At 47.4% G+C, this 25,329-nt stretch carries 22 protein-coding genes and 1 pseudogene; 15 read left to right on the top strand and 8 right to left on the bottom strand.

Translation table 11 applies throughout. From position 1 onward, the window contains the following. The first annotated feature begins 1 nt into the window (after position 1). Positions 2-634: an OmpW family outer membrane protein gene (locus tag ACWA50_RS10305; RefSeq protein ID WP_431052231.1), complete on the top strand. Its 633-nt coding sequence runs from the start codon at positions 2-4 to the stop codon at positions 632-634. Between the two features lie 135 nt (positions 635-769). On the opposite strand, the gene recN is transcribed toward ACWA50_RS10305, so the two are convergent. Continuing rightward, complete coding sequence (recN, locus tag ACWA50_RS10300; protein ID WP_431052229.1) at positions 770-2,446, bottom strand: DNA repair protein RecN; 1,677 nt, start codon at positions 2,444-2,446, stop codon at positions 770-772. Positions 2,447-2,533: 87 nt separating this feature from the next. Then, complete coding sequence (locus ACWA50_RS10295; protein ID WP_431052227.1) at positions 2,534-3,454, bottom strand: NAD(+) kinase; 921 nt, start codon at positions 3,452-3,454, stop codon at positions 2,534-2,536. Between the two features lie 160 nt (positions 3,455-3,614). On the opposite strand from ACWA50_RS10295, the gene grpE reads away from it, so the two are divergent. Beyond that, on the top strand, positions 3,615-4,190 hold the full coding sequence (gene grpE, locus ACWA50_RS10290) for a nucleotide exchange factor GrpE (RefSeq protein ID WP_431052225.1): 576 nt from the start codon (positions 3,615-3,617) through the stop codon (positions 4,188-4,190). Positions 4,191-4,272: 82 nt separating this feature from the next. Here grpE and argS read toward each other — a convergent pair whose 3' ends face one another. Beyond that, positions 4,273-6,003, bottom strand: a complete 1,731-nt coding sequence (gene argS / locus ACWA50_RS10285; protein WP_431052223.1) for an arginine--tRNA ligase — start codon at positions 6,001-6,003, stop codon at positions 4,273-4,275. 72 nt (positions 6,004-6,075) lie between these two features. On the opposite strand from argS, the gene ACWA50_RS10280 reads away from it, so the two are divergent. Continuing rightward, positions 6,076-6,687: a VOC family protein gene (locus ACWA50_RS10280; protein WP_431052221.1), complete on the top strand. Its 612-nt coding sequence runs from the start codon at positions 6,076-6,078 to the stop codon at positions 6,685-6,687. Positions 6,688-6,707: 20 nt separating this feature from the next. Beyond that, positions 6,708-7,169: an outer membrane lipoprotein gene (locus ACWA50_RS10275; RefSeq protein ID WP_431052219.1), complete on the top strand. Its 462-nt coding sequence runs from the start codon at positions 6,708-6,710 to the stop codon at positions 7,167-7,169. A gap of 63 nt (positions 7,170-7,232) precedes the next feature. On the opposite strand, the gene ACWA50_RS10270 is transcribed toward ACWA50_RS10275, so the two are convergent. After that, positions 7,233-7,844 carry a DedA family protein gene (locus ACWA50_RS10270; protein WP_431052217.1) on the bottom strand — a complete coding sequence of 204 codons (612 nt, stop codon included), beginning with the start codon at positions 7,842-7,844 and terminating at the stop codon, positions 7,233-7,235. Between the two features lie 302 nt (positions 7,845-8,146). Here ACWA50_RS10270 and rplY point away from each other — a divergent pair, with 302 nt between their 5' ends. The 6 genes from rplY (at position 8,147) to rnm (ending at position 13,277) form a co-directional block, all read left to right on the top strand. Further along, the gene (gene rplY / locus ACWA50_RS10265) at positions 8,147-8,431 is read left to right on the top strand and encodes a 50S ribosomal protein L25 (protein WP_431052215.1); all 285 of its coding nucleotides are present in this window, start codon (positions 8,147-8,149) and stop codon (positions 8,429-8,431) included. A gap of 99 nt (positions 8,432-8,530) precedes the next feature. Then, positions 8,531-9,316 (top strand): tRNA pseudouridine(38-40) synthase TruA, encoded by a 786-nt coding sequence (gene truA, locus ACWA50_RS10260; RefSeq protein ID WP_431052213.1) that lies wholly within the window; start codon positions 8,531-8,533, stop codon positions 9,314-9,316. A 109-nt stretch (positions 9,317-9,425) separates the two neighbouring features. Continuing rightward, positions 9,426-10,355: an acetyl-CoA carboxylase, carboxyltransferase subunit beta gene (gene accD, locus ACWA50_RS10255; RefSeq protein WP_431052211.1), complete on the top strand. Its 930-nt coding sequence runs from the start codon at positions 9,426-9,428 to the stop codon at positions 10,353-10,355. A 6-nt stretch (positions 10,356-10,361) separates the two neighbouring features. Then, a complete protein-coding gene (gene folC / locus ACWA50_RS10250; RefSeq protein ID WP_431052209.1) occupies positions 10,362-11,711 on the top strand; it encodes a bifunctional tetrahydrofolate synthase/dihydrofolate synthase in 1,350 nt (449 codons plus the stop codon). 98 nt (positions 11,712-11,809) lie between these two features. Further along, entirely contained in the window at positions 11,810-12,373 is a 564-nt protein-coding gene (locus tag ACWA50_RS10245; RefSeq protein WP_431052207.1) for a cell division protein ZapC domain-containing protein, read from the top strand. Between the two features lie 46 nt (positions 12,374-12,419). After that, positions 12,420-13,277 (top strand): RNase RNM, encoded by an 858-nt coding sequence (gene rnm / locus ACWA50_RS10240; RefSeq protein ID WP_431052205.1) that lies wholly within the window; start codon positions 12,420-12,422, stop codon positions 13,275-13,277. Positions 13,278-13,326: 49 nt separating this feature from the next. Here rnm and ykgO read toward each other — a convergent pair whose 3' ends face one another. Next, positions 13,327-13,470 (bottom strand): type B 50S ribosomal protein L36, encoded by a 144-nt coding sequence (ykgO, locus tag ACWA50_RS10235; protein WP_431052203.1) that lies wholly within the window; start codon positions 13,468-13,470, stop codon positions 13,327-13,329. A gap of 10 nt (positions 13,471-13,480) precedes the next feature. After that, positions 13,481-13,747: a type B 50S ribosomal protein L31 gene (locus ACWA50_RS10230; RefSeq protein ID WP_431052201.1), complete on the bottom strand. Its 267-nt coding sequence runs from the start codon at positions 13,745-13,747 to the stop codon at positions 13,481-13,483. Between the two features lie 425 nt (positions 13,748-14,172). Between ACWA50_RS10230 and ACWA50_RS10225 the strand changes: the two genes are divergently transcribed. Continuing rightward, the gene (locus ACWA50_RS10225; RefSeq protein ID WP_431052199.1) at positions 14,173-15,243 is read left to right on the top strand and encodes a zinc-dependent alcohol dehydrogenase family protein; all 1,071 of its coding nucleotides are present in this window, start codon (positions 14,173-14,175) and stop codon (positions 15,241-15,243) included. Between the two features lie 61 nt (positions 15,244-15,304). Here ACWA50_RS10225 and ACWA50_RS10220 read toward each other — a convergent pair whose 3' ends face one another. Further along, complete coding sequence (locus tag ACWA50_RS10220; protein WP_431052197.1) at positions 15,305-17,149, bottom strand: ABC transporter ATP-binding protein; 1,845 nt, start codon at positions 17,147-17,149, stop codon at positions 15,305-15,307. A gap of 13 nt (positions 17,150-17,162) precedes the next feature. Beyond that, the gene (ttcA, locus tag ACWA50_RS10215; protein ID WP_431052195.1) at positions 17,163-18,116 is read right to left on the bottom strand and encodes a tRNA 2-thiocytidine(32) synthetase TtcA; all 954 of its coding nucleotides are present in this window, start codon (positions 18,114-18,116) and stop codon (positions 17,163-17,165) included. 208 nt (positions 18,117-18,324) lie between these two features. On the opposite strand from ttcA, the gene mukF reads away from it, so the two are divergent. The 4 genes and pseudogenes from mukF to ACWA50_RS10195 form a co-directional block, all read left to right on the top strand. After that, a complete protein-coding gene (gene mukF, locus ACWA50_RS10210; RefSeq protein ID WP_431052193.1) occupies positions 18,325-19,650 on the top strand; it encodes a chromosome partition protein MukF in 1,326 nt (441 codons plus the stop codon). Between the two features lie 27 nt (positions 19,651-19,677). Beyond that, entirely contained in the window at positions 19,678-20,463 is a 786-nt protein-coding gene (gene mukE / locus ACWA50_RS10205) for a chromosome partition protein MukE (protein ID WP_431052191.1), read from the top strand. Then, a complete protein-coding gene (gene mukB, locus ACWA50_RS10200; RefSeq protein WP_431052189.1) occupies positions 20,463-24,962 on the top strand; it encodes a chromosome partition protein MukB in 4,500 nt (1,499 codons plus the stop codon). Before mukE ends, mukB begins: the two co-directional genes overlap by 1 nt. Before the next feature lie 70 nt (positions 24,963-25,032). Continuing rightward, positions 25,033-25,317, top strand: a pseudogene (locus ACWA50_RS10195) (protein adenylyltransferase Fic); the annotation flags it as partial. Positions 25,318-25,329 lie beyond the last annotated feature (12 nt).

The following is a 25,329-nucleotide window of genomic DNA, read 5'->3' as shown; positions in this document are numbered from 1 at the left end:
TATGAAAAAAACAGCAGTCGCTTTAGTTGCCGCCGCAGTCTTTGCCAGCGGAGCCGCAGTCGCACATGAAGCCGGAAGCGTGATTGTTCGTGGAGGTCCGATTTTAGTTGTGCCGGATACCTCAACGAAAAATTATGCAGGCAATGCATTAGACTATAACTTTGATGTAAATAGCAATGCGCAACTCGGTTTGACCGGTACTTATATGATCACCGATAATATCGGGGTGGAATTGCTGGCGGCAACACCGTTTAGCCACGAATTGTCATTGCCGGGCATTGGCACGGTAGGTAAAACCAAACATTTACCACCAAGTCTATATCTGCAATATTATTTCTTGGATAAAGAAGCAAAAGCGCGCCCTTATTTAGGCGCAGGGGTAAATTATACGACTTTCTTTAGTGAAAAATCGACGTTTGCACCTGTCACAGAACTGAAATTAAAGGATTCATGGGGATTAGCCTTAAATGCCGGTGTGGATATTGGCTTAACCGATAATTTATTCTTAAATACTTCAATTTGGTATGCAAAAATTAAAACCAAAGCCAGCTTTAAATTAAATGGTAATGAACAAAAAGCAGATGTAACACTAGATCCAATGGTGTATTTTATCGGCTTGGGATATAAATTCTAACTTTGCGGATTCTCGACTGATTGCGTAGAACCGCACTTTTAAAGTACAGGTTTTGCTCACATTGAGCAGAACCTGTATTTTTATTATAGATAATGTAAAAGTGCGGTTTAAATCATTGGACGAATGAGTTGGTATTTAAGCCGCTAATTTTAACAATTCTTTGGCATTTGCCAGCGTCGCGTTGGTCACTTCACTGCCACTTAATAAACGCGAGAGAGCGTGAATCCGTTCTTTGCCATTAAGTGCGGTCATTTCAGTGATGGTTTCGCCGTTACGGGTGAATTTTTGTACACTAAAATGGTGCTGTCCGTGCGCAGCGACTTGTGGCAGGTGGGTGACGCACAGAATCTGGCATTTTTTACCTAATTGCCGCATTAAGCGCCCGACCACGGCGGCGGTTGCGCCGCTGATACCAACATCAACCTCATCGAAAATCAATGTCGGTGTCGCCATTTTATCGGCAGTCAGCACTTGTATTGCCAAGGCAATACGTGACAATTCCCCGCCGGAGGCGATTTTAGCCAGCGGTTGTGATAACTGCCCTAAATTACTGCGCAGCATAAATACGATTTCATCTGCACCTAAGCCGTTAACGGCGGAAGGATTGTGTTGAATCCGAATATCAAATTCGGCATTTTCCATGGCTAATTGTTTAATCACACCGGTAATTTCTGAGGACAATTTTTTCGCACCATCCTGTCGGGCTTGATACAACGCTTCAGCCGCTTGTCGCATTGCGCTAACCGCACTTTCAAGCTGTTGTTGCAATTGCGCTTCGCCTTCATTCAGATCGGCCAATTCGGTTAACTGTAATTTTAACTGTGCGTGGTGTTGTGCCAATTGTTCCGGTTCGATATGGTGTTTTTTCGCTAATTGCAGGGTAGTGCCGAGGCGTTGTTCCACTTCCGCCAGCAAATACGGATCTTGCTCAATATTGGAGGTTAAGTTTTGCAGTTCGGAAGCGGCTTCTTGCACTTGAATCAGCGCACCTTGCAGTAGACTCCGTAAATTGGCATATTGATTGCTCATGCCTAATAATTCTTCGCAATAACGCTCGGATTTATTCAACATCGATTCGATATTCACTGATTCATTTTCATTCAGCAACATACTGATGGATTGCGATAGCTGCGCAATCTGTTCGGCATTGGCTAAACAGTTATGTTGTTGTTCCAACTGTTGATATTCATCCGCTTGCGGATTGAATTCGTTCAACTCTTCCACTTGATATTGCAATAGTTGGCGTTTGGCTTCATTTTCTGTCAGTTGTTGTTGAAAGGTTTTAAGTTGCTGTTTTGCTTGTTTCCATTGCTGATAGCTGTCGGACATTTGCTGTAACCGCACTTGGTTATCACAAAACTGATCCAACAACGTTAATTGCGCTTCGCTTTTTAATAGGCGCTGTGAACTATGTTGCCCGTTGATTTGAATCAGTAATCCGCCCAATTCGCGTAGTTGCGCGACTGGAACCGGGTAATTATTGATAAACGCCTTTGAGCGCCCGTCATTGCGGATAACACGGCGTAAATTGCAAAAGGTAGGCAAATCCAGATCTTCCAATTCATATTGTTGTAACCATTGCTGCGCCGCACTATTAAGACTGATATCAAAGGTTGCCCGCACTTCGCCGCGCTCTTGCCCGTGGCGAATCATACTGCTTTCAGCGCGTTCGCCTAAACACAATCCTAATGCATCAATCGCAATGGATTTGCCGGCGCCGGTTTCGCCGGTAATCACGCTCATGCCTTGTTGCAAGGCAAGATCGAGTTGGTTAACGATAGCAAAATTTTGAATGTTCAAATGAATTAACATAGCAACCTCTTTACTGGGTATTTATACAGGTATTTTATACTGTTTTTTTATCCAGTAAAGAGGTTTTTCTGTTTTTGTTCAAAAATATCAGAATAATTTTTGCAACCAGCCGAGTTTGGCACTTAACACATTGAAATAGTTGTAATCATTTAAATGTAACAGACGTAGGGTATCTTGGCTTTTGCGCACAATAATTTTATCATCGGGCGAAAAGGCATGTGCCACTTGGCTGTCGCAACTGATTTCCAGCTGGCGCACAGTGTATTGTGCAAAACGCAGGGAAATCACGCTATTGCCGTCGATAACCAGCGGACGAGACGATAGGGTGTGCGGAAACATCGGCACCAGTGCAATTGCATTCAGTTGCGGTGTCAAAATCGGACCGCCGGCAGAGAGCGAATAAGCGGTCGAACCGGTTGGCGTGGAAATAATCAAGCCGTCGGAACGTTGGGAGAAGGCGAATTTATCGTTAATATAGACTTGAAAATCGATCATATGTGCGATTTTAGCCGGGTGAATCACCACTTCATTGACGGCATTGTTTAAATTGATCCGTTGATTGCCACGTTCAACCATTGCTTCCAATAAAAACCGCTCTTCGATGAAATATTCCCCTTCTTCCAAACAGGAATGGAGCTGTGAGTAGGCATGCTTTGGATCAATGTCAGTGAGAAAGCCTAAATTTCCGCGATTAATCCCGATCACGGCAATGTCATAGCGCGCCAACACCCGGGCCGTACCGAGCATATTGCCATCGCCGCCGATTACAATCGCTAAATCGGCTTTTTCGCCGATTTGTTCAATCGGGGCGATATGGTTTTCGGGAATAGATAAATCTTTGCCAATGTCTTCTTCTACCAGCACTTCGTAATCACGTTCACTTAACCACTGATAGATGTTTTTATGCATTTGCAGGGCATTATGGTTGCGTGGTCTGCCGACCAAACCAATGGTATGGAACTGCCGTTTACTCTTGCTCGGCGTGGAATTTAACGCATTATTGCTCATTTATGCTACTCATAAAAAATAGTAATTGCTTGAAATAGTCAATTTAGCCCCTATCTTAACAAAATAAGATACAATTAACAGTATCAAGGCTGACTTGATACTGGGTTTTTGGGTAAAATAGCCTGTAAATTTGATATTCAGCACAAAATAGGGAGAAAAGATGTCTGATATTACTGATGAGAAAAAAATTGAAGCTGCCGCCGAAGAGAATGCAAGCGTAGAGCCGCAAGAGGTGGAAATCATCAATCAAGATCCGTTAGAAGAAGCAATTGCCCGTGTGCAAGAGTTGGAAGTGCAGCTGGAAGAAAGCAACAAGCGTGTGCAAGACGTGCAGCTCAGAAGCCGTGCCGAAGTGGATAATATCCGCCGCCGTGCCGAGCAAGATGTGGAAAAAGCGCATAACTTTGCCTTAGAAAAATTTTCCAAAGAGTTGTTGGAAGTGATTGATAATCTGGAACGTGCGCTTGATGCAAGACCACAAAGCGATGATGAAAGCAGCAAAGCGGTGTTTGACGGGGTAGAACTGACTTATAAGTCGTTGATTGCGACTGTAAATAAATTCGGCGTCACCGCCGTTGGCGTGATCGGCGAAGCTTTCAATCCGGAACAACATCAAGCCATTTCTATGCAGCCGACAGAAGGTTTTACCACCAATCAAATCACGCAAGTATTACAAAAAGGCTATTTGTTGAACGGCCGTGTGATTCGTCCGGCGATGGTGATGGTTGCGGCGTAAGTGCGGTTTACACGCAAATGATCGAGAAAAAAATCGCCATTTTTATCTCGGAATGGCGATTTTTTATTTTTAAAACATCAAATTACATTTTTGCGACGGTTTTAATCCCTAATAGATCCAACCCTTGTTGTAAGGTTTTCTGTGTCAGGGCGGCGAGTTGCAAACGGCTGTTCTTCACAGCCTGATCCTCTTGATTTAAAATCGGACAATGTTCATAGAATGCAGAAAACGCCCCGGCCAATTCATACAAATAGGCACATAAAACGTGCGGCGTGCCTTCTTTGGCAACCAGTTGCACCGCTTCCTCAAATTGCAGTAATTTAATCGCTAAGGCACGTTCTTTTTCATCTTGCAAATTGATGTTACCCTGTAACGAATTAACATCAATTTGGCTGCGGCTGAAAATCGAGCTGATACGGGTGTAGGCATATTGCATATAGGGGGCGGTATTGCCTTCAAAACTCAGCATATTATCCCAATCGAACACATAATCGGTGGTGCGGTTTTTGGAGAGGTCGGCATATTTTACCGCGCCAATTGCCACGGCTTCGACCACTTGTTGCAGTTCGGCTGCGCTTAGATCCTGATTTTTTTCGGCGATCAGCTTGGTGGCGCGTTCAATCGCTTCGTTGAGCAAATCGGTCAATTTCACCGTGTCGCCGGAACGGGTTTTGAACGGTTTGTTGTCTTTGCCCAACATCATGCCAAAATTGAAATGTTCCAAGCTCATACTGTCCGGAATATAACCGGCTTTGCGTACGATCGTCCACGCCTGCTGTAAATGCTGGCTTTGGCGGCTGTCGGTGAAATATAATGCTCGGTCGGCGTGCAGCACCTCATGGCGGTATTTGGCGGCGGCAATATCAGTCGTAGTGTAAAGGAAACCGCCGTCGCTTTTTTGGATAATCACGCCCATCGCTTCGCCGTCTTTGTTTTTGAATTCGTCTAAAAACACCACCACGGCGCCTTGGTCTTCGACTGCAATGCCTTTGGCTTTCAGATCGGCGACAATGCTCGGCAACATCGGGTTATACAGGCTTTCGCCCATTACGTCATCGTTACTCAAGGTAACATTTAAGCGATCATAGGTTTGTTGGTTTTGCTGCATGGTGATGTCCACCAGTTTGCGCCACATGGCCAAGCAATAATCATCGCCGCCTTGTAATTTCACCACATAATTACGCGATTTTTCGGCAAAGTCAGCGTCGCTGTCATAACATTGTTTGGCGGCGCGATAAAATTCTTCTAAATCGCTCAGCGCCAAATCTTCGGCGTGTTCGTATTCCACTTTTTCCAAGTAAGCGATCAACATGCCGAATTGGGTTCCCCAATCGCCGACATGGTTGGCGCGGATTACGTTGTGTCCTAAATATTGCAACACTCGCACCACCGCATCGCCGATAATCGTCGAACGCAAATGCCCGACGTGCATCTGTTTTGCCACATTCGGCGCAGAGTAGTCAGCAACGATGGTTTGCGGTTGCGCGACAGGCGCAATTAATTGCGTTTGTTTAAGCAAAGCTTGGCTTTGTGCTGCCAACCATTGTGGGTGTAGAAACAGATTGATAAAGCCCGGCCCGGCAATTTCGACTTTTTCCACGAAATCAGTTAAATCCAAATGATTCAGCACTTGCTGAGCCATCTCGCGCGGTACGATACCCCGTTTTTTGGCAGCCGCCATAATCCCGTTGGCTTGGTAATCTCCGAACTGCGGTTTACCGGATTGGCGTACTAACGCCTCACAGTCTTGTTCTGCACCGGCGGCGATCATTGCCTGTTTGATTTTTTGCGATAAAATGTGTTGAATATTCACAGAAATTGTAGCCTTTTAAATTGAAAATTTGGGCGCTATCATACCGTTTTATCGCCAGTGAGAAAAGACAGAATGACAAATTTAACCGAGCCGCACCCGCTATTTTCCGGCGAATCGGCGGATGTAACCGCACTTTCCGATCAATTTGCCGAATTTGAACGGCAGATTGAACAATTAGCGCAGACAATCGGTATTTCGTTGGCGGAATTTGAAATCGATCATCTGGCGATTCGGGTCAACAGCGTGCGGCAAGGACAAATTTGGCTGGCGGCATTGTTAAAGTGCGGTTCGATATTGAGTGATAATCAAGTCAATGGCAGACCGATTTATTTGATTCGATTAGATCGACCGTTGACATTTGCCGGGCAAGCGGTGTCAATCGTTGAATTGCCCATGCCGAAAAATAAAGTCTATCCGCGGCAAGGTTGGGAACATATTGAATTAGTCGTGCCGTTTTTGGTTAAAGAATCGGCAAATGAATGGCTAAATCGAATAAATCAACGGTTTGGTCTGAACGAAAACCCGCGCTTAAGAGTCAAAGTCGACGAACCTAACGTAGAGGGAGAGCAATTGTGTAATCTTTCAATTGCCGTTACTTTACAAGAGAAGACAGAAAATCATTCTTGTATCAAATTACATCCGCACCCTATTGCCGATGTAGTGGGATCAGAAAGACAACCATGACATGTTGAGGAATGTAATCAATGAAAAAATCAATGTTAGCTGTAACCGTAATGATGGGATTGGCTGTTGTTGGCTGTGCCAATAAAGATGTTTATAGCGGTGATGTTTATACGGGGAATCAAGCGAAGGAAGCGCGTTCGATCAGCTACGGCACCATCGTTTCCAGCCGTGAGGTCGCCATTCAGGCACCTAATCAAGGCGTGATTGGCACGGTCGGCGGCGGTGCGATCGGGGGGATTTTAGGTTCGACCGTTGGCGGCGGCACGGGGCAGGCGATTGCCACGGCAGTCGGCGCAGTTGCCGGTGCGGTGGCGGGCAGTGTGATTGAGCAAAAAGCCAGCCAAGTGGATTCATTAGAATTAGTGATCCGCAAAGATGACGGCAAAGAAATCGTGGTGGTGCAAAAGTACGATTCCAAATTAGTGCCGGGCGCACGGGTGCGTATTGTCGGCGGCTCGACGTTAAATGTTTCTGCTTTGTAATTTCAAGCACTAAAAAATAGCGGTTATAGACTTTCATTTATAACCGCTATTTTATTTATAGGATTAATTATTTTCTTCCGCTTGTTGCCGTTTGCGTTTCCAATACGTAAAACCGACAAAAATAATGACCACAGCCAAAATCAGATAAATCCCCATTTGCCCATGGCGCATTTGCGCTTTAATCCAGTCGATATTTTCCGCGCCGTGATGTCCCAAATAAACCCACAGTGGCACTGAAATAATAGCTGCGAAAAAGTCGATCACTAGAAAACGGATAAAGCTGACGCGACGGGTGACGCCGGAAATAATATAAACCGGTGTTCTTAAACCCGGCAGAAAGCGGGCGAAAAACAGCAGACGGTTGCCGTAGCGATCAAATTTATCTTTCACCATTTTTAAACGTTTAAAGGTGATAAACCGTTTAATTAATTTAAAGCGCAGGATTTTAACGCCATAAAAACGCCCTAAACTATACATCAGGCAGTCGCCGAACAACACACCAAGCATTCCGACCACCACCATCCAATGCGGATTGGCATAGCCCAAGCCGGAGATAATGCCGCCGGAAACCAAGGTGATGTCTTCCGGAATCGGTACGCCCATCCCACATAATAATAAGACAAAAAAGACCGCGAAATAGCCGTAATTCGTAAAAAAATCAATAAAAAATTGCACAATTAACCCGTTATTTTCGTTCGTTTAAAGGATTCAACTTCTTAAATTGAAATAAGGTGTTATTTTGCCTGTTTTTACCAATAATTGCCATCATAAAAAAAGAATCCGCCACAGAAACTTGAGAGAGCGGGTCGGATTAAACAAAACAAATGGCAAAGTGCGGTTTTTGTTTGCGTTGCGGACAAAAATTGACTAGAATAGCCGCCCTTGAGTGAGCCGCGCGCCGTTCAAGCCAAACCTGTCGGGATTGCCGGGTCGCCTGTAATCCTTAATTTTAAAGATTCACAAATGAGACATTTAATATGTATAAATTTAATGCTGAAGTTCGTCAAGCGCTAGGAACGGGTGCGAGCCGCCGTCTGCGCCATGCCGGTTTAATTCCTGCAATCGTTTACGGTGGCAACGAAGCCCCGGTATCTATCACCTTAAACCACGATGAACTGAATAACGCGCAAGCGCACGACAGCTTCTACAGCGAAGTGATCACCTTGGTTATCGACGGTAAAGAAGTGGCGGTAAAAATCCAAGCAGTACAACGCCACCCGTTCAAACCAAAATTGGCGCACCTGGATTTCAAACGCGTATAACCATTAACGTGTCATCTGAAAAACACCAGCAATCTTCGATTGTTTGGTGTTTTTTCGTATCTAAGCTAAGGGAAATACTAAAAGAAAGGCGGAGAGAAAATGAAAATTGCCTTGGGGATTGAGTACGACGGCAGCCGTTATTTCGGTTGGCAGCGGCAGCAGGCGGTGAAAAGCGTGCAGCAAGCCTTGGAAACCGCACTTAGCAAGGTTGCGGCGCATGAAGTTTCGGTTTTTTGTGCCGGACGTACCGATTCCGGCGTACACGCCACCGGACAAGTGGTGCATTTTGAAACCGAAGCAATTCGTCAGCCTCACGCTTGGACGTTGGGCGTAAACGCCAATTTGCCCGATGATGTGAAAGTGAAATGGGTCAAACAGGTTGATGACGATTTTCATGCCCGTTTTAGCGCCACCGCACGCCGCTATCGTTATCTAATTTATAATCATGTACTGCGCCCGGCGATTTTGGCGAAAGGGTTAACCCATTATCACCCGCCGTTGGAACACGAAAAAATGCACCAAGCAGGGCAAGCCTTATTGGGCGAGTTGGATTTCAGCGCGTTTCGCGCGGCGCAGTGCCAATCCCGTTCGCCGTGGCGCAATGTACACCATCTGAACGTCAGCCGTTTTGGGCAATTTGTGATGGTGGATATTCAAGCCAATGCCTTTGTACATCATATGGTGCGCAATATTGTCGGCAGTTTGTTGGAAGTGGGCAACGGCAATCAGCCGCCCGAATGGATCGCATGGTTGCAACAGCAAAAAGACCGCACTTTGGCGGCGGCAACGGCAAAAGCGGAAGGCTTATATTTGGTTGATGTAACGTATCCTGCGGATTTTGAGTTGCCGAAAATGGCGTTAGGACCACTTTTTTTACCGGATTAACCGTTAACTTTTGAGAAAAATGTATAAAAAAACCAATAAATATGGTGTAATAACGCCAGTTTATTAACACCCCAATCATATACAAGAACGATCAACAAGGTTATAAGCAATGAGCTGGATTGAAAGAATTTTTAGCAAAACCTCGGTAAGCAGCAGTAGCCAGAAGGCGAATGTGCCGGAAGGTATTTGGACCAAATGTACCTCTTGCGAACAGGTTTTATATCGGGACGAAGTGGTGCGCAATTTGGAAGTGTGTCCAAAGTGCGGTCACCACATGCGTATCGATCCGCGTGCGCGGTTATTGAGCTTACTTGATGAAAACAGCGCACAGGAATTAGCGGCTGAGATTGAGCCGGAAGATGTGTTGAAATTTAAAGATTTGAAGCGCTATAAAGATCGTCTCAGCGCGGCACAAAAACAAACCGGTGAAAAAGACGCCTTAATCGTCATGCAAGGTAAAATCTATGATTTGCCGGTGGTGGTCGCGGCGTTTAATTTTAACTTTATGGGCGGTTCGATGGGATCGGTGGTCGGCGGTAAATTTGTTAAAGCGGCGGAAGCGGCGTTGGTGAATAATTGTCCGTTGATCTGTTTCTCGGCAAGCGGCGGCGCGCGGATGCAGGAAGCTCTGTTCTCTTTAATGCAAATGGCGAAAACCAGTGCGGTGTTGGCAAAAATGAAAGAAGCGGGGGTGCCGTATATTTCGGTTTTGACCGACCCGACCATGGGCGGCGTTTCCGCCAGTTTCGCGATGTTGGGCGATATTAATATTGCCGAACCGAAAGCCTTGATCGGTTTTGCCGGTCCGCGCGTGATTGAGCAAACGGTGCGTGAAAAATTGCCGGAAGGCTTTCAGCGCAGTGAATTTTTGTTGGAAAAAGGCGCGATTGATATGATTGTCAACCGTCTGGAAATGCGCAAAACCTTAGCCAGTATTTTATCTAAGCTTTGTGGACAACCTTCGCCGTTCAAAGAAGCGGAGTTGGTAGAAGAAGCGAATGAAAATACGAATGTCGAACAGCAACAAGAACATAATTAAGCCGAAATGACAATACCTTTACAAGCCACCTCTCCGCTGGAGAAGTGGCTTTGCTATATGGAGCAAAGCCACAGCAAAATCATCGATATGGGATTAACCCGGGTAAAAACCGTTGCCGAGCAACTGGATTTACTCCAACCGGCGCCGTTTGTGATCACCGTCGGCGGCACCAACGGCAAAGGCACGACCTGCCGTTTGTTGGAAATGTTGCTGCTTAACAGCGGTTATCGGGTCGGCGTTTATTCCTCACCGCACTTGTTGCGTTATAACGAGCGGGTGCGCATTCAAAATCAAGAATTGCCCGATCTGGCACACAGCGAATCGTTTTATTTTCTCGATCAGCATAAATCGCAATCGCTCAGCTATTTTGAATTTAGCACGTTGTCGGCATTATATTTATTCAAACAAGCCGATTTGGACGTGGTGATCTTGGAAGTCGGGCTTGGCGGGCGCTTGGACGCAACCAATATCGTGGACGCCGATCTCAGTGTCATTACCTCGATTGATATTGATCATGTCGATTATCTGGGCGATAACCGCGAGCAAATCGGTTATGAAAAAGCCGGGATTTTCCGTAGTGGCAAAAGTGCGGTCATCGGGGAAACGGAATTGCCGCAATCGGTGATCGATTATGCGCAGCAAATTGGCTGTCCTTTATTTTGTGTCGGCAAAGATTGGTACTACCAACAACAGGCGCAGAATTGGCGCTGGCAGAGTGGCGATTACGTCTTACAAGACTTGCCGTTACCGCACATTCCTCTCGCCAATGCGGCGACCGCACTTGCGGTATGTCGGCAATCACCGTTTACGATCAACCGCGAAACAATCGTGAAAACCCTTGCCGAAGTGGAATTAAACGGTCGCTTTCAAGCTATTAAACCTGAAAAATTACATGGTTTGGCGCGGGCTTGGCAGTTGGAAGCGCAAAATTTAGCACAAGTTATCGTCGATGTCGGGCACAATCCCCATGCGGCGCGCTATTTAGCACAAAAATTGCAGCAGCTTAAGTTACAACGGAATGAGTTACAGGGTAACGTGAAAATTCACGCGGTTTTTGCAATGCTGAAAGACAAAGACGCCGCGCACGTGGTTGAACCGTTGGCGCAATCGATTGACCGGTGGTATTTTGCCTCATTGGACGGCTATCGCGGGCAAAGCGCGGCGGAATTACAAAGTGCGGTTCAGCCCTATTTATCTCGGCAACAGCAGCAAAGTGCGGTTAGGGCGGATAATGTGGAAACGGCGGTTAGAACGGCATTGAGCCGGAGTTCTGCAACGGATATTGTCTTGATTTTCGGCTCTTTCTTCACGGTTGCGGCGTTTTTAGCGTTAATTGAGGTGAAAAGTGCGGTATAAGCAGCAACTTGCTGCTCAATTACGATAAAATACTAGCCGTATAAAAAGAAAACAGGTAGGATAAAACCGACGGAGACTACACGGTAGCGAGCAAAAACATGATGAATACGCACGGATTTTTTTATTGGGAATACGACAAGGCGGCAGATTGTCTGACGCTTTGCTCAGACACGACCCAACGAAAAATCCGTACGGCGCTGAAGGGCGAAGTGTTAACCCAAAGTGCTTTTATCAGCTGTGATTGTGAGGCGGATGAGTTTATGTTCTACACCCAGATTATGGAATTGCTTGAATACTGTGATTTGGTTGCCCCTGAAAAACGGGAGTTTCTTGCCTATACGGCGGTTGCCGCCCGCACATTCTTACTGCCGACACAACCCAAAAGCTGGTTTTTTGAAGCCATGGATAATGCGGCAACGGCATTGCCGGAAGAATGCCCTTATTTAGTGCAGACCCGGGTTAAACAAAATCAGCGAATCATTTCTCTGCTGCTATTGGCAAGCGATGGCAATGTTGCCGATTGTTTGTTACTGGAAGATGAACTCAGTCTGCCGGGACTTTGTTTGCAGTTCGGACAACCGCTGCGCATTTTCAATAATCGCTTACAACATTTGGCTGCAAGCGAGCATTCCACCTCATTTTGGCAACAACAAATTGCTTAATATTCCGTTTTTATCCTTTAATTATCGCCCCAACAGAGATTAATCTATGCAATCCGATACCTTGCAAACCAACTTGCGTTTTGATTTACACTGCCACAGCAACGCCTCCGACGGCGTACTCACTCCGACTGACGTGGTGGCAAGAGCGGCAGAACAGGGAATCGATGTGCTTGCTTTGACGGATCATGACACCGTGAATGGCTTAGACGAAGCGCGGCAAGCGGCGCGGCAGCACGGTATCATATTGATTAACGGCGTGGAAATTTCAACCGTATGGCAAAATCGCGGTATTCATATCGTTGGGCTTGGTTTCGATCACCGCCATCCGGCGATGACCGCACTGTTAACCCAACAAGCCGAGTTACGTCATCAGCGCGCTTTGGAAATCGGGGCAAAATTAGAGAAGTGCGGTGTCGACAATGCCTACCAAGGCGCGAAATCATTGGCGGCAGGGGAGGTGACCCGTGCGCATTATGCCCGCTATCTGGTGCAAATCGGCAAAGTAAAACATGAAACTCAAGCCTTTAAGCGCTATCTCGGCCAGGGGAAAGGCGCATATGTCGCCTCGCAATGGTGCGATATTGAAACGGCTAACCGTGTTATCCATCAGGCAGGCGGTTTGGCGGTTTGCGCCCACCCGTTGCGTTATCCGCTAACGCGCAAATGGCTCAATCGGTTGTTTAGCGATTTCCGGCAATGGGGTGGTGACGCGGTGGAAGTCGCACACAGCGGACAATCCCCCGATCAGCGGCACAATTTAGCCAAACTCGTAGAGGAGATGGGAATGTTTGCCTCCGTCGGTTCGGATTTTCATTATCCCTGCGGTTGGATCGAATTGGGAAAAAATCTTTGGCTGCCGACAAGCTCCAAACCGATTTGGTCGGCAGCGCAGTTTCAGATTTAAAGATGGCAATATATTAGAAAGGCGGAGAGTTCCGCCTTTGTTCAATCGTCTAACGCCTTTTTTTGGCACAGCCTTGTTTCGCTTTAAAGCGCGGATTTTCTTTACAGATCACATAAACCACGCCATGACGACGTACAATTTTACAGCCCTGATGGCGGGATTTCGCACTTTTTAATGAAGATAATACCTGCATAGCCCTTCCCTTATGATTTACTTTTCAAGCCAAATTTTGCAAAACGGTTGGTAAAATCGCTGACTCGGCCTTCCGCCGCCATTTGCCTGGTTTTACCGGTATAGTAGGGGTGTGACGCCGCGGAGGTATCGCACATGAACACGGGATATTCCTTACCGTCTTCCCATAGCATTGTATTGGTAGTACGCGCACAAGAACGGATTAAGAAACCGGTTTTTGCGCTGGAGTCATAGAATAATACCGTACGGTAGTTATCGGGGTGAATACCTTTTTTCATTATTTAGCCTTATTGTAAAAAGTGATTTTCAAGGTCGGTTAGAATACATCATTGATAATAATTATCAATAGCAAAAATGTAAAAACCCTATTTTTTACTCTAAATGAGAATGAATTGAGATTGTAGCGCCCAAAAACAGATTATTCCGTCGGTTGAATCCGACCATAAAAGGTGGACTTTTCACTTTTTATCAAAAGCGGAGATAAATCGGCGGATTTTATCACACAGCGGGATTTCAGCTGCCTTTAAATGTCATAAAATACATATAAATTTGTTTTAAAAATCATACACTAAGGGAAGCCGCAATAAAGAATGGGAATGATAAAAAAAGCCTAAAACATGAGATTATTAATGTTAAAAAATTGTTTCTGCCTGGTTATTCTGTGGTCGAAGCCTCATTCAATAACCAATCAAAGGAGCAAGTTATGCAAGTCATCCATGCAATAAAATCAATGAAAGCGATGGTCTATCATGGTGCTAATGACATTCGTGTCGAGGAGAAACCGATTCCACAATTGATTGAAGCAACCGATGCGGTCGTTAAAATTTTACGCACCACAATCTGCGGTACTGATCTTGGCATTTGGAAAGGTAAAAATCCTGAAGTTGCAGAAGGTCGGATTTTAGGTCATGAAGGTATCGGCGTGATCGAAGCCGTCGGATCGTCGGTTAAAAATTTCAAAAAAGGCGATAAAGTGATTATTTCTTGTATCAGTAAGTGCGGTGTTTGCGACAACTGTAAGAAACAATTGTATTCCCACTGTGAGAATGGCGGCGGTTGGATTCTGGGTTATATGATTGACGGCACGCAAGCGGAATATGTGCGTACCCCGTTTGCAGATAACAGCTTAATTCCTTTGCCGGAAACAATTAGCGATGATGTGGGTTTACTGTTAAGCGATGTGTTGCCGACAGGGCATGAAATCGGCGTGCAATACGGCGATGTGAAACCGGGCGATAGCGTGTTTATCGCCGGTGCCGGCCCGGTCGGAATGAGCGCGTTATTAACCGCACAGCTGTATAGTCCGTCCGTGTTGATTATGTGTGATATGGATGAGGGACGCTTGGAATTGGCAAGGGAATTGGGCGCCACCCATACCGTTAATCCCGCTGACGGGAATGTTCAACGGCAAGTTACTGCGATTGCGGGCAAAAACGGTGTTGATTGTGCGATTGAAGCCGTGGGAATGCCGCAAACATGGGCAATGTGTCAGGATGTCGTGAAGCCGGGCGGACATATTGCGAATGTCGGCGTTCACGGCAAATCGGTGGATTTTAATATTGAACGGCTGTGGATTAAAAATCTCACCATTACCACCGGGTTGGTCAATTCCAATACCACGAAAATGTTATTAAAGGCAATTTCTAACAGTAAAGTGGATTACAGTAAAATGCTGACGCACCACTTCAAATTAGGCGATTTACAGCGGGCTTACGAAGTATTCAAACACGCTTCGGAAAATCGGGCAATGAAAGTGGTGTTAGTGAACGAATAAGATAAAGTTTGCTCTTCTGCGGATAAGGGCTGAAATTTCAGCCCTTATCGTTTTATCCGTTTTAATCTTCACTGTCTTCCGCCAAAAATCCGCCGCTTTGGTGCGACCAGAGTTTGGCATAAACGCCGTTTAAATCGAGCAATTCTTGGTGCGTGCCTTGTTCGACGATTTGCCCTTTATCCATCACGATCAGGCGGTCCATTGCGGCAATGGTCGATAAACGGTGGGCGATGGCGATCACGGTTTTGTTTTCCATCAGTTTTTCAAGGTTCTCTTGAATCGCAATTTCCACTTCGGAATCGAGTGCGCTGGTGGCTTCGTCGAGTAACAAAATCGGCGCGTCTTTCAACATCACCCGCGCAATTGCAATCCGTTGCCGTTGCCCGCCGGACAGTTTCACCCCGCGTTCGCCGACGTGCGCGTCATAGCCGGTGCGTCCGTGCGAATCGTGCAGGTAAGGAATAAATTGATCCGCCGCCGCTTGTTGCGCCGCTTTCAATACCGCACTTTCATCCGCATTCGGACGACCGTAGACGATATTTTCACGCACTGAGCGGTGTAACAATGACGTATCTTGTGTGACTAAGCCGATTTGCGCGCGCAGGCTCTCTTGGGTAACATCTTTGATATTCTGTCCGTCAATCAAGATTTGCCCGTTATTAATATCGTAAAAACGCAATAACAGGTTGGTCAGCGTAGATTTGCCTGCGCCGGAACGCCCGACCAAACCGACTTTTTCACCCGGTTTGATATGCAGGTTGAAATCTTTCAGCAACGTGCGGTTTTCATCATAGTGAAAATCGACCTGATTAAACCGAATATCGCCGCCGCTGACCACTAATGGCTGCGCGGTTTTGCTGTCCACCACGGTGTGCGGTTTCGAGAGCGTACTCATGCCGTCTTGCACCGTGCCGATATTTTCGAACAAACGCGCCGATTCCCACATCATCCAGTGCGATAAGCCGTTCACCCGTAGCGCCATTGCGGTGGCGGCTGCGATCACCCCGACGTTGATATGCCCTTGCGCCCATAAGTAAATGCCTAAACCGGCAGTGGACGCCGCCAGCAGCGTATTCAAAATATGGTTGCAGACTTCCAACTGCGTGACCAAACGCATTTGCGCATGGACGGTGTACATGAATTCCTGCATTGAGGATTTGGCATAATTCGATTCGCGTTCGCCATGGGAAAACAGTTTGACCGTGGTGATATTGGCGTAAGCGTCGGTGATCCGTCCGGTCATTAATGAACGGGCGTCCGCCTGTTTGCTGGCGGTGTCGGCGAGTTTCGGCACAAAATAAAACATCATCGCAAAGAAAAACAGCAGCCAGCCCAGAAACGGTGCTAACAGCCAACCGTCGAATTGCACCAAAATAATGCCTGACGAAATAAAATAAACCGCGACATACACCACCATATCGGCACAAGTTATCACGGTATCGCGCACCGCAAGTGCGGTTTGCATGACTTTGGCGGACACCCGCCCGGCAAATTCATCTTGGTAAAAAGATAAACTTTGTCCCAACATCAAGCGGTGAAAATTCCAACGCAAGCGCATTGGGAATACGCCTTGCAGTGTTTGAAAGCGGATACTGGATAACAACCACAACCACAGCGGACTAACCATCAGCAATAAGCCAATCCAAATAAAACTATCGCCTTTAGCCGCTAACAGCTCCGATGGAGAGAATGCCGTTAACCAATCGACAATCAAGCCCATGATTTTAAACAACAGCGCTTCAAAAATCCCCATGCCGACGTTAAATATCATCAACAGCAGCAACCAACCGCGCAATCCGCCCAAGCCTGACCAGATAAAACTGAGCAGGTTGTTTTTCGGCGTTGTCGGTGCTTCGTCCGGATAGGGATTAATCCGGCTTTCAAACCATTCGAATAATTTTCGCATTGTAAATCCTTATTTAACCGACTTGTTTGAATTGAATTTGTTGCCGCGGATCGATGTCGAGCAAGTCCTCTTCATCTTGCCAGTCGAAGGGCGGCAATTCTTCTTTATCAAACGCAATGTCACCTTCCACACCATTAATCGGTTCGCCACGGCGGATACCTTTAAAGTCGAATAATTGCGGATCACACAAGTGTGACGGTGTCACGTTTTGTAATGCGCTAAACATGGTTTCAATCCGTCCCGGATATTGGCGATCCCAAGTTTGCAGCATGTCTTTCACCACTTGGCGTTGCAGATTCGGTTGCGAACCGCACAAATTGCACGGAATAATCGGGAACCGTTTGGCGATCGAATATTTCTCAATGTCTTTCTCTTTGCAATAGGCAAGCGGACGAATCACAATCTGTTTGCCGTCGTCGCTGATCAGTTTCGGCGGCATGGATTTGAGTTTGCCGCCGTAAAACATATTTAAAAACAGCGTTTCCAACATATCGTCACGGTGGTGTCCCAATGCAATTTTAGTCGCGCCCAACTCGGTTGCGGTGCGGTACAAAATACCACGGCGCAAACGTGAGCAGAGTGAACAGGTGGTTTTGCCTTCGGGAATTTTCTCTTTGACAATGCCGTAGGTATTTTCTTCCACGATTTTGTATTCAATGCCTAAGCCGGACAGATATTCCGGCAAAATATGTTCCGGAAAGCCCGGCTGTTTTTGATCCAAGTTGACCGCCACAATATCAAAGTGGATCGGCGCGCTCAGTTTCAGATTGAGCAAAATATCCAACAGAGTATAGCTGTCCTTGCCGCCGGAAAGACACACCATCACCTTATCGCCGTCTTCAATCATATTGAAATCGGCAATCGCGTTGCCGACATTACGCCGCAGGCGTTTGTGCAGTTTATTCAGGTTATAGATCTGTTTTTTGCTTTGTTGAGTATTATCAACAGAATTATTGGCTGTATTCATAATTAAAAGTGCGGTTTGCAGAATAGGTAAAAATCAGCGCATAGGATAAAGGCTAACGGGGGGAAATGCTACTTTTTTATATGAATTTACCGCACTTGCCAATGCGCTTTTGAGCTGTCAGCCCGTCAATTTTCGTGTACAATGTCGACTTTATTATTCAGATAATGACAACCGATCCTGAATCGGATCTTGAACTTGAGTAGCATATATGACTGAAACGGCACAGACCATTCCGGAGTTGGTGAGTTGGACCAAACAGCGTGAATTTTCGCTGAATTTGCCGACCGAACGTTTAGCCTTTTTGCTGACGATTGCGATTTACAATAACGAACGGATTGACGGCGAGATGATCGAACACGATCTGGTCGACATGTTCCGTTTGGTGTCGAATGAATTCGGCTTGGCGGAAGAGACGGTGCAACAGCGCGCCAACAACGCGATTAACGAACTGGTTAAACAACGCTTTTTAAACCGCTTCAGCAGCGAATTTACCGAAGGGCTTTCCATTTACCGCTTAACGCCGCTCGGCGTGGGCGTGTCCGATTACTATATCCGCCAACGTGAATTTTCCGCCTTGCGCCTGTCGGTGCAGCTCTCGATTGTTGCCGATGAAATTCAACGCGCCTCATCCGCCGCCGAAGAGGACGGCGATGAACACCATTGGCGCCGAAATGTGTATGCGCCGTTAAAATATTCGGTGGCGGAGATTTTCGATAGCATTGATTTGTCGCAACGGATCATGGACGAAAATCAGCAGGGCATTAAAGAGCAGATCGCCGAATTGCTGACTAAAGACTGGCAAGCGGCGTTGCTCAGTTGTGAACAATTATTGGACGAAACCTCCGGCAATCTGCGCGAGTTGCAAGACACGCTCAATGCCGCCGGTGATAAATTGCAGGCGCAACTGTTGCGGATTGAAGACTGTATTATCGGGCGAGGTGAACTGGATTTTGTCGGACAACTGATCGTCAATCTGCAAGCCAAACTGGATCGGATTATCAGTTGGGGGCAACAAGCGATTGACCTGTGGATCGGCTATGACCGTCATGTGCATAAATTTATCCGCACCGCGATTGATATGGATAAAAACCGCGTCTTCTCGCGCCGCTTGCGCCAATCCATTCACCACTATTTCGACGCGCCTTGGTATCTGTGGACGACCCAAGCCGAGCGCTTGGTCGATCTGCGCGACGAGGAATTGAGCCTCAGCGATGAGGACGCACTGGGCGAATTGCCGGAAGAGCTGCAATACGAATCGCTATCCGATCTGCATGAGCAGATTGTGGAGCAAATGCAAAGCCTGTTAATCCGCTACCGTGAAAACAATCAACCGATTGACCTCAGCCAAGTGCTGCGCCAACAGCTTGAGCACTATCCGCTGTCGCGCCATTTCGATGTGGCGCGGATTATCGTCGATCAAGCGGTGCGTTTGGGCATGGCAAACGACGATTTCTCCGCGGTCTATCCGCAATGGCAAGCAATCAACCCGCACGGTGCGGAAGTGCAAGCCAATGTGATTGACGGTTATAAATAATTTTTCTGCTAAATGAACGAACTCACTATGATAAATCAAACTTCTGAAGTCATGCCAACCAAACTCGCCACCGCGATTGCCAATCCGTTGTTTCCTGTGGTGGACAGCCTGCTGCGTGCCGGTCGTCATATCAGCCTTGATGATTTGGATAATCACGCCTTTTTGATGGATTTTCAGTACGAACTGGAAAGTTTTTACCGCCGTTATAACGTCGAATTGATTCGCGCGCCGGAAGGCTTTTTCTATCTGCGCCCGAAATCCAGCACCTTGATTGGGCGCAGCGTATTGAGCGAATTGGAGATGTTGGTCGGCAAAGTGTTGTGCTACCTCTACCTCAGCCCGGAACGTTTGGCGCAGCAAGGCATTTTCAGCAGCGAGGAAGTGTATGACGAACTGTTGAATTTAGCCGATGAGAGCAAATTGCTGAAAGCGGTCAATCAGCGTTCCTCCGGTTCGGATTTGGATAAACAAAAACTGGCGGAAAAAATGCGCGCCGCCTTAAACCGTTTGCGCCGTTTGGGCATGATTACCACCGTCGGCGATCAGTACGGCGGTAAGTTTGTGATTTCTGAATCAGTGTTCCGTTTCGGGGCGGAAGTGCGGTCGGGCGATGATCCGCTTGAAGCGCAACTGCGTTTAATCCGCGACGGCGAAGCGGCAAATGCGGATTCGTTAAAAGAAGAGAAACAAGCGAAGAAAACCGCACTTGAGCCGGAAAGTAACGAGTTTGATAACGAAGTCTTAGACAATGAAGATGACAACGAATTTGATGATGAAATCGACAGCAATGATGAACAAGGGGATCGTGAATAATGTCAGAATTTGAAAACGAACAACGGCTTAACCAAGTCGAAGAGACAACTTCAGATAACATCCTCGCCACATCAACCCCGGTACAAAGTGCGGTTGAACGCGGTAAATTCCGCTCGCTGACGCTGATTAACTGGAACGGTTTTTTTGCGCGCACCTTTGATTTGGACGAATTGGTGACCACGCTGTCCGGCGGTAACGGGGCGGGGAAATCGACCACCATGGCAGGATTTGTCACCGCACTTATCCCGGATTTAACCCTGTTGCATTTCCGCAACACCACCGAAGCCGGCGCCACCAGCGGTTCGCGTGATAAAGGTTTGCATGGCAAATTGCGCCCGGGCGTGTGTTATGCGGCGTTGGATACGCTCAATTCACGCAATCAGCGGGTGTTGGTCGGGGTGCGTTTGCAGCAAGTCGCCGGACGCGATAAAAAAGTCGATATTAAATCGTTCTCGATTCAAGGTTTGCCGCTGGCGGTTGAGCCGACCGCACTTTTCACCGAAGCGGTGAACGAAAAACAGGCAAAAGTGCTGGCGTTAAACGAATTAAAAGACAAAGCCGAGCAGAACGGCGCACAACTGAAACAGTATCATTCAGTGACCGATTACCACAGCATGATGTTTGAGTTGGGGATTATTCCGAAACGGTTGCGTTCGTCATCGGATCGCAGCAAATTCTATAAACTGATTGAAGCTTCGCTCTACGGCGGGATTTCCAGCGCGATCACCCGTTCCTTGCGCGACTATTTATTGCCGGAAAATTTGGGCGTGCGCAAGGCGTTTCAGGATATGGAAGCGGCGTTGCGTGAAAACCGCATGACCTTGGAGGCGATTAAAGTCACCCAAGCGGATCGCGATTTGTTCAAGCATTTGATTAACGAATCCACTGCTTACGTTGCCGCCGATTATATGCGCAACGCCAATGATCGCCGTCACCACATCGACAGCGCATTGAATTTCCGCCGTGCCTTGTTCAGTGCCAAACAGGAACAAACCTTTTCCGCACAAAAACTGATTGAACTCAGCAGGGAAGCGGCGGATTTGGCAGAAAGCGAAAAACGCCTCGAAGTCGATCACCAAAGTGCGGTCGATCACTTGAATTTGGTGCAAAACGTGTTGCGCCATCAGGAGAAAATCAACCGCTATCAAGACGATGTCAACGAGTTGCGCGAAAAACTGGAAGAGCAGCAAATCGTAGTCGAAACCGCCGCCGAACAGTTGGAAGAGGCGCAACAGCGGTTTGAACAGGGCGAGCTTGAAATCGATCAGGTGCGTGGACAACTGGCGGATTACCAACAAGCGTTAGACGCGCAACAAACACGCGCCTTGCAATATCAGCAAGCGGTGAAAGCGTTGGAAAAAGCCAAAGAAGTGTGTGGTTTAAACGATCTCGCCTTGAAAAATGTCGAGCAGTATCATCAAGAATTTGAAGAGCAAGTGGAAGAATTGACTGCCAAGGTGTTGCAACTGGAACAGCGGTTATCGGTGTCTGATGCGGCAAAATCGCAGTTTGACAAAGCCTATCGCTTGCTGAGCGAGATTGTCGGCGATGTGCCGCGTTCTGCCGCATGGGAACAGGCGAAAACCCTGTTGGCGGATTATCCGCAACAGAAAGCACAAGCGCAAAGTGCGGTCGGCTTGCGCAGCCAAGTCAATGAATTGGAACAGCGTTTGCAGGCGCAAAACAGCGCGAAACAGCTGTTGCAAGCGTTTAATCAGCGCAGCGGCTTGGCATTAAGCGAACCGCAAGAGCTGGACGACTTCCATTTACAACAACAAGATTTGGTTGATGAATTGACCCATAATCTTACCGAACAGGGTGAACAGCGTTCCGCTTTGCGTCAAAAACGCGAACAACTGACCGCACTTTATCAAGAAAACGAGCGCAAAGCCCCGGCATGGCTGACGGCACAAGCGGCGCTGGAACGCTTGTGCGAGCAGAGCGGGCAGCAGTTCGGCGACAGCCAAGATGTGATGGATTTTATGCAAACGCAGCTGGAAAAAGAGCGCGAACATACCATGGTGCGCGATCAGTTGCAGTTGCAAAAACAGCAGTTGGAACAACAAATCAGCCGCTTAAGCCAACCGGACGGTTCGGAAGATCACCGCCTGAATGCCCTTGCCGAGCGTTTCGGCGGCGTGTTGCTGTCGGAATTATATGACGATGTGCCGCTTGACGATGCGCCGTATTTCTCCGCCTTATACGGCCCGGCGCGCCATGCGATTGTGGTTCGCGACTTAGAAGCCGTGAAAAAACAGTTGCAAGAGCTGGACGATTGCCCGGACGATCTCTACTTAATCGAGGGTGATCCGGCGGCGTTTGATGATAATGTATTTTCTGCGCAGGAGCTTGAGGGCGGCGTGGTGGTACAGGTGTCCGAACGTGAAGTGCGCTATTCCAAATTCCCGGAAATTCCGCTGTTCGGACGCGCAGCGCGCGAAAAACGCTTGGAAGATTTAGCCGGTGAGTTGGACGAAATCAATGAACAGCACGCGCAGCGGGCGTTTGACGTACAAAAGTGCCAACGTTTACATCAACAATTCAGCCAGTTTGTCGGCTTGCATTTGGCGTTGGCATTCTTGCCTGATCCTGAGCAGGAAATGAAGCAAATCAATGCGCAGCGCAACGAATTGGATCGTGAACTCAACCAATTAACCGCCGGCGAACAGCAAGTGCGGTTGCAATTGAACGAAAGCAAAGAGTTGGTGCGCCTGTTAAATAAACTATCGCCACAATTCAACCTGTTAGCCGATGAAACTTTGCAAGATCGCATTGAGGAATATCGCGAGCAGTTGCTGAATGCCGAGCAAGATGTGCAGTTCGTACGCCAATTCGGGCAGCAATTACAACAACTTGAGCCGATTGCCGCCAGTTTGCAGAACGATCCGCAACAATACGACGCTCTGAAAAATGACTATCAAACCACCGTTGATCAGCAAAAACGCGCGCAACAATGTTTTTATGCGCTGTCTGATGTGTTGCAACGGCGCGCACACTTCGATTATCAACAGCAGCTACAAAGCGAAGGCTCAGAGCTGAACGAACAGTTGCGTCGACGTTTGGAGCAGTTGCAACAACAACGGGAACAGCAACGCGATCAACTGCAACAGAAACAGAAGCAGTTTGCCGAGTTTAACCAAGTACAAATTTCGTTACGCAGTTCGCTGGACGCGAAAAATCATATGTTGCTCGAACTGTTGGAAGAAGTGGATAAAATCGGCGGACGTGCCGATGAAGGGGCGGAACAGCGTGCGTTACAACGGCGCGATGAACTGCACCAAACCCTGTCACAAAGCCGCCAACGCCGCCATTATGTGGAAAAACAACTGACCTTGTTAGAGGCGGAAAGCGAGAATTTGGCGCGTATTATCCGCAAATCCGAACGCGATTACCGCAGTCAGCGTGAGCTGGTGGTGGCGGCAAAAGTGAGTTGGTGCGTAGTACTTCGTTTGTCACGCAACAGTGATGTGGAACGCCGCTTGAATAAACGCGAACTGGCCTATCTCTCCGCTGACGAATTGCGTTCGATGTCGGATAAAGCCTTGGGCGCATTACGTACCGCCGTCGCCGACAACGAATATCTGCGTGACGCCTTGCGTTTGTCGGAAGACAGCCGCAAACCGGAAAACAAAGTGCGGTTTTTTATCGCGGTCTATCAACATCTGCGCGAGCGGATTCGTCAGGATATTATTAAAACCGACGATCCGATTGACGCGATTGAGCAAATGGAAATCGAACTGTCACGCTTGACCGAAGAGCTGACCAACCGTGAACGCAAATTGGCGATCAGTAGCGAAAGTGTCGCCAATATCATGCGCAAAACCATTCAACGCGAGCAAAACCGGATTCGCATGTTGAACCAAGGTTTACAGAATATTGCGTTCGGACAGGTGAAATCGGTGCGTTTGGTGGTGAATATTCGCGATACCCACGCAATTTTGCTGAATGCGTTATCGGGCGAGCAGGACGATTACCAGGATCTGTTCAACAACAATCAAATTACTTTCTCCGAAGCCTTGGCGAAACTGTATCAACGGGTCAATCCGCATATTGATATGGGACAACGCACTGCGCAAACCATTGGCGAAGAGTTGTTGGATTACCGTAACTACCTTGATCTGGAAGTGGAAGTTTATCGCGGCGCAGACGGTTGGTTGCGTGCGGAAAGCGGCGCACTTTCAACCGGTGAAGCGATCGGTACCGGGATGTCGATTTTGTTGATGGTGGTGCAAAGTTGGGAAGAAGAGAGCCGCCGCATTCGCAGCAAAGATATTCTGCCGTGCCGCTTGCTGTTCCTCGACGAAGCCGCCCGCCTCGACGCCAAATCGATCTCAACTTTGTTCGAACTGTGCGAACGCCTCGATATGCAGCTTTTGATCGCCGCGCCGGAAAATATCAGCCCGGAAAAAGGCACAACCTATAAACTGGTGCGTAAAATCGCCCATAATCACGAATATGTGCATGTGGTTGGTTTACGCGGATTTGGGGCGACGGAGTAGGGCAAAGTGCGGTTGAAATTATTAGGGCGTATCATGTACGCCATAACTCCCCTTTTTGAGCGTAGAACAGATGAACACACAACAAATCGACCTTCTCAGCAAACAAAAAGCCTATGATTTATATGACTCCGGGGCGATTCACCGGCTGGAAATCGGCACAACTAAAGGCTTGCAACAAATTCACCATTATTTATTTGACGGTTTATATGATTTTGCCGGTCAGATCCGTGAGTTAAATATCTCAAAAAGCAATTTTCGCTTTGCCAATGCGTTATACCTCAAAGCCGCCCTTGCCGCGATTGAAAAAATGCCTGAAAACAGCTTTGAACAAATTATCGAAAAATACGTTGAAATGAAATAGGAAAAA

It is taken from the genome of Testudinibacter sp. P17/SS/0325, assembly GCF_053570765.1.
This window is presented reverse-complemented; position numbering and strand designations above follow the sequence as displayed.

Bases quoted from the DNA above. Each gene is read 5' to 3' on its own strand.
- ACWA50_RS10305 (WP_431052231.1), top strand. From the start codon at position 2: ATGAAAAAAACAGCAGTCGCTTTAGTTGCCGCCGCAGTCTTTGCCAGC.
- recN (WP_431052229.1), bottom strand. From the start codon at position 2,446: ATGTTAATTCATTTGAACATTCAAAATTTTGCTATCGTTAACCAACTC.
- ACWA50_RS10295 (WP_431052227.1), bottom strand. From the start codon at position 3,454: ATGAGCAATAATGCGTTAAATTCCACGCCGAGCAAGAGTAAACGGCAG.
- grpE (WP_431052225.1), top strand. From the start codon at position 3,615: ATGTCTGATATTACTGATGAGAAAAAAATTGAAGCTGCCGCCGAAGAG.
- ACWA50_RS10280 (WP_431052221.1), top strand. From the start codon at position 6,076: ATGACAAATTTAACCGAGCCGCACCCGCTATTTTCCGGCGAATCGGCG.
- ACWA50_RS10275 (WP_431052219.1), top strand. From the start codon at position 6,708: ATGAAAAAATCAATGTTAGCTGTAACCGTAATGATGGGATTGGCTGTT.
- rplY (WP_431052215.1), top strand. From the start codon at position 8,147: ATGTATAAATTTAATGCTGAAGTTCGTCAAGCGCTAGGAACGGGTGCG.
- truA (WP_431052213.1), top strand. From the start codon at position 8,531: ATGAAAATTGCCTTGGGGATTGAGTACGACGGCAGCCGTTATTTCGGT.
- accD (WP_431052211.1), top strand. From the start codon at position 9,426: ATGAGCTGGATTGAAAGAATTTTTAGCAAAACCTCGGTAAGCAGCAGT.
- folC (WP_431052209.1), top strand. From the start codon at position 10,362: ATGACAATACCTTTACAAGCCACCTCTCCGCTGGAGAAGTGGCTTTGC.
- ACWA50_RS10245 (WP_431052207.1), top strand. From the start codon at position 11,810: ATGATGAATACGCACGGATTTTTTTATTGGGAATACGACAAGGCGGCA.
- rnm (WP_431052205.1), top strand. From the start codon at position 12,420: ATGCAATCCGATACCTTGCAAACCAACTTGCGTTTTGATTTACACTGC.
- ykgO (WP_431052203.1), bottom strand. From the start codon at position 13,470: ATGCAGGTATTATCTTCATTAAAAAGTGCGAAATCCCGCCATCAGGGC.
- ACWA50_RS10230 (WP_431052201.1), bottom strand. From the start codon at position 13,747: ATGAAAAAAGGTATTCACCCCGATAACTACCGTACGGTATTATTCTAT.
- ACWA50_RS10225 (WP_431052199.1), top strand. From the start codon at position 14,173: ATGCAAGTCATCCATGCAATAAAATCAATGAAAGCGATGGTCTATCAT.
- ACWA50_RS10220 (WP_431052197.1), bottom strand. From the start codon at position 17,149: ATGCGAAAATTATTCGAATGGTTTGAAAGCCGGATTAATCCCTATCCG.
- ttcA (WP_431052195.1), bottom strand. From the start codon at position 18,116: ATGAATACAGCCAATAATTCTGTTGATAATACTCAACAAAGCAAAAAA.
- mukF (WP_431052193.1), top strand. From the start codon at position 18,325: ATGACTGAAACGGCACAGACCATTCCGGAGTTGGTGAGTTGGACCAAA.
- mukE (WP_431052191.1), top strand. From the start codon at position 19,678: ATGATAAATCAAACTTCTGAAGTCATGCCAACCAAACTCGCCACCGCG.
- mukB (WP_431052189.1), top strand. From the start codon at position 20,463: ATGTCAGAATTTGAAAACGAACAACGGCTTAACCAAGTCGAAGAGACA.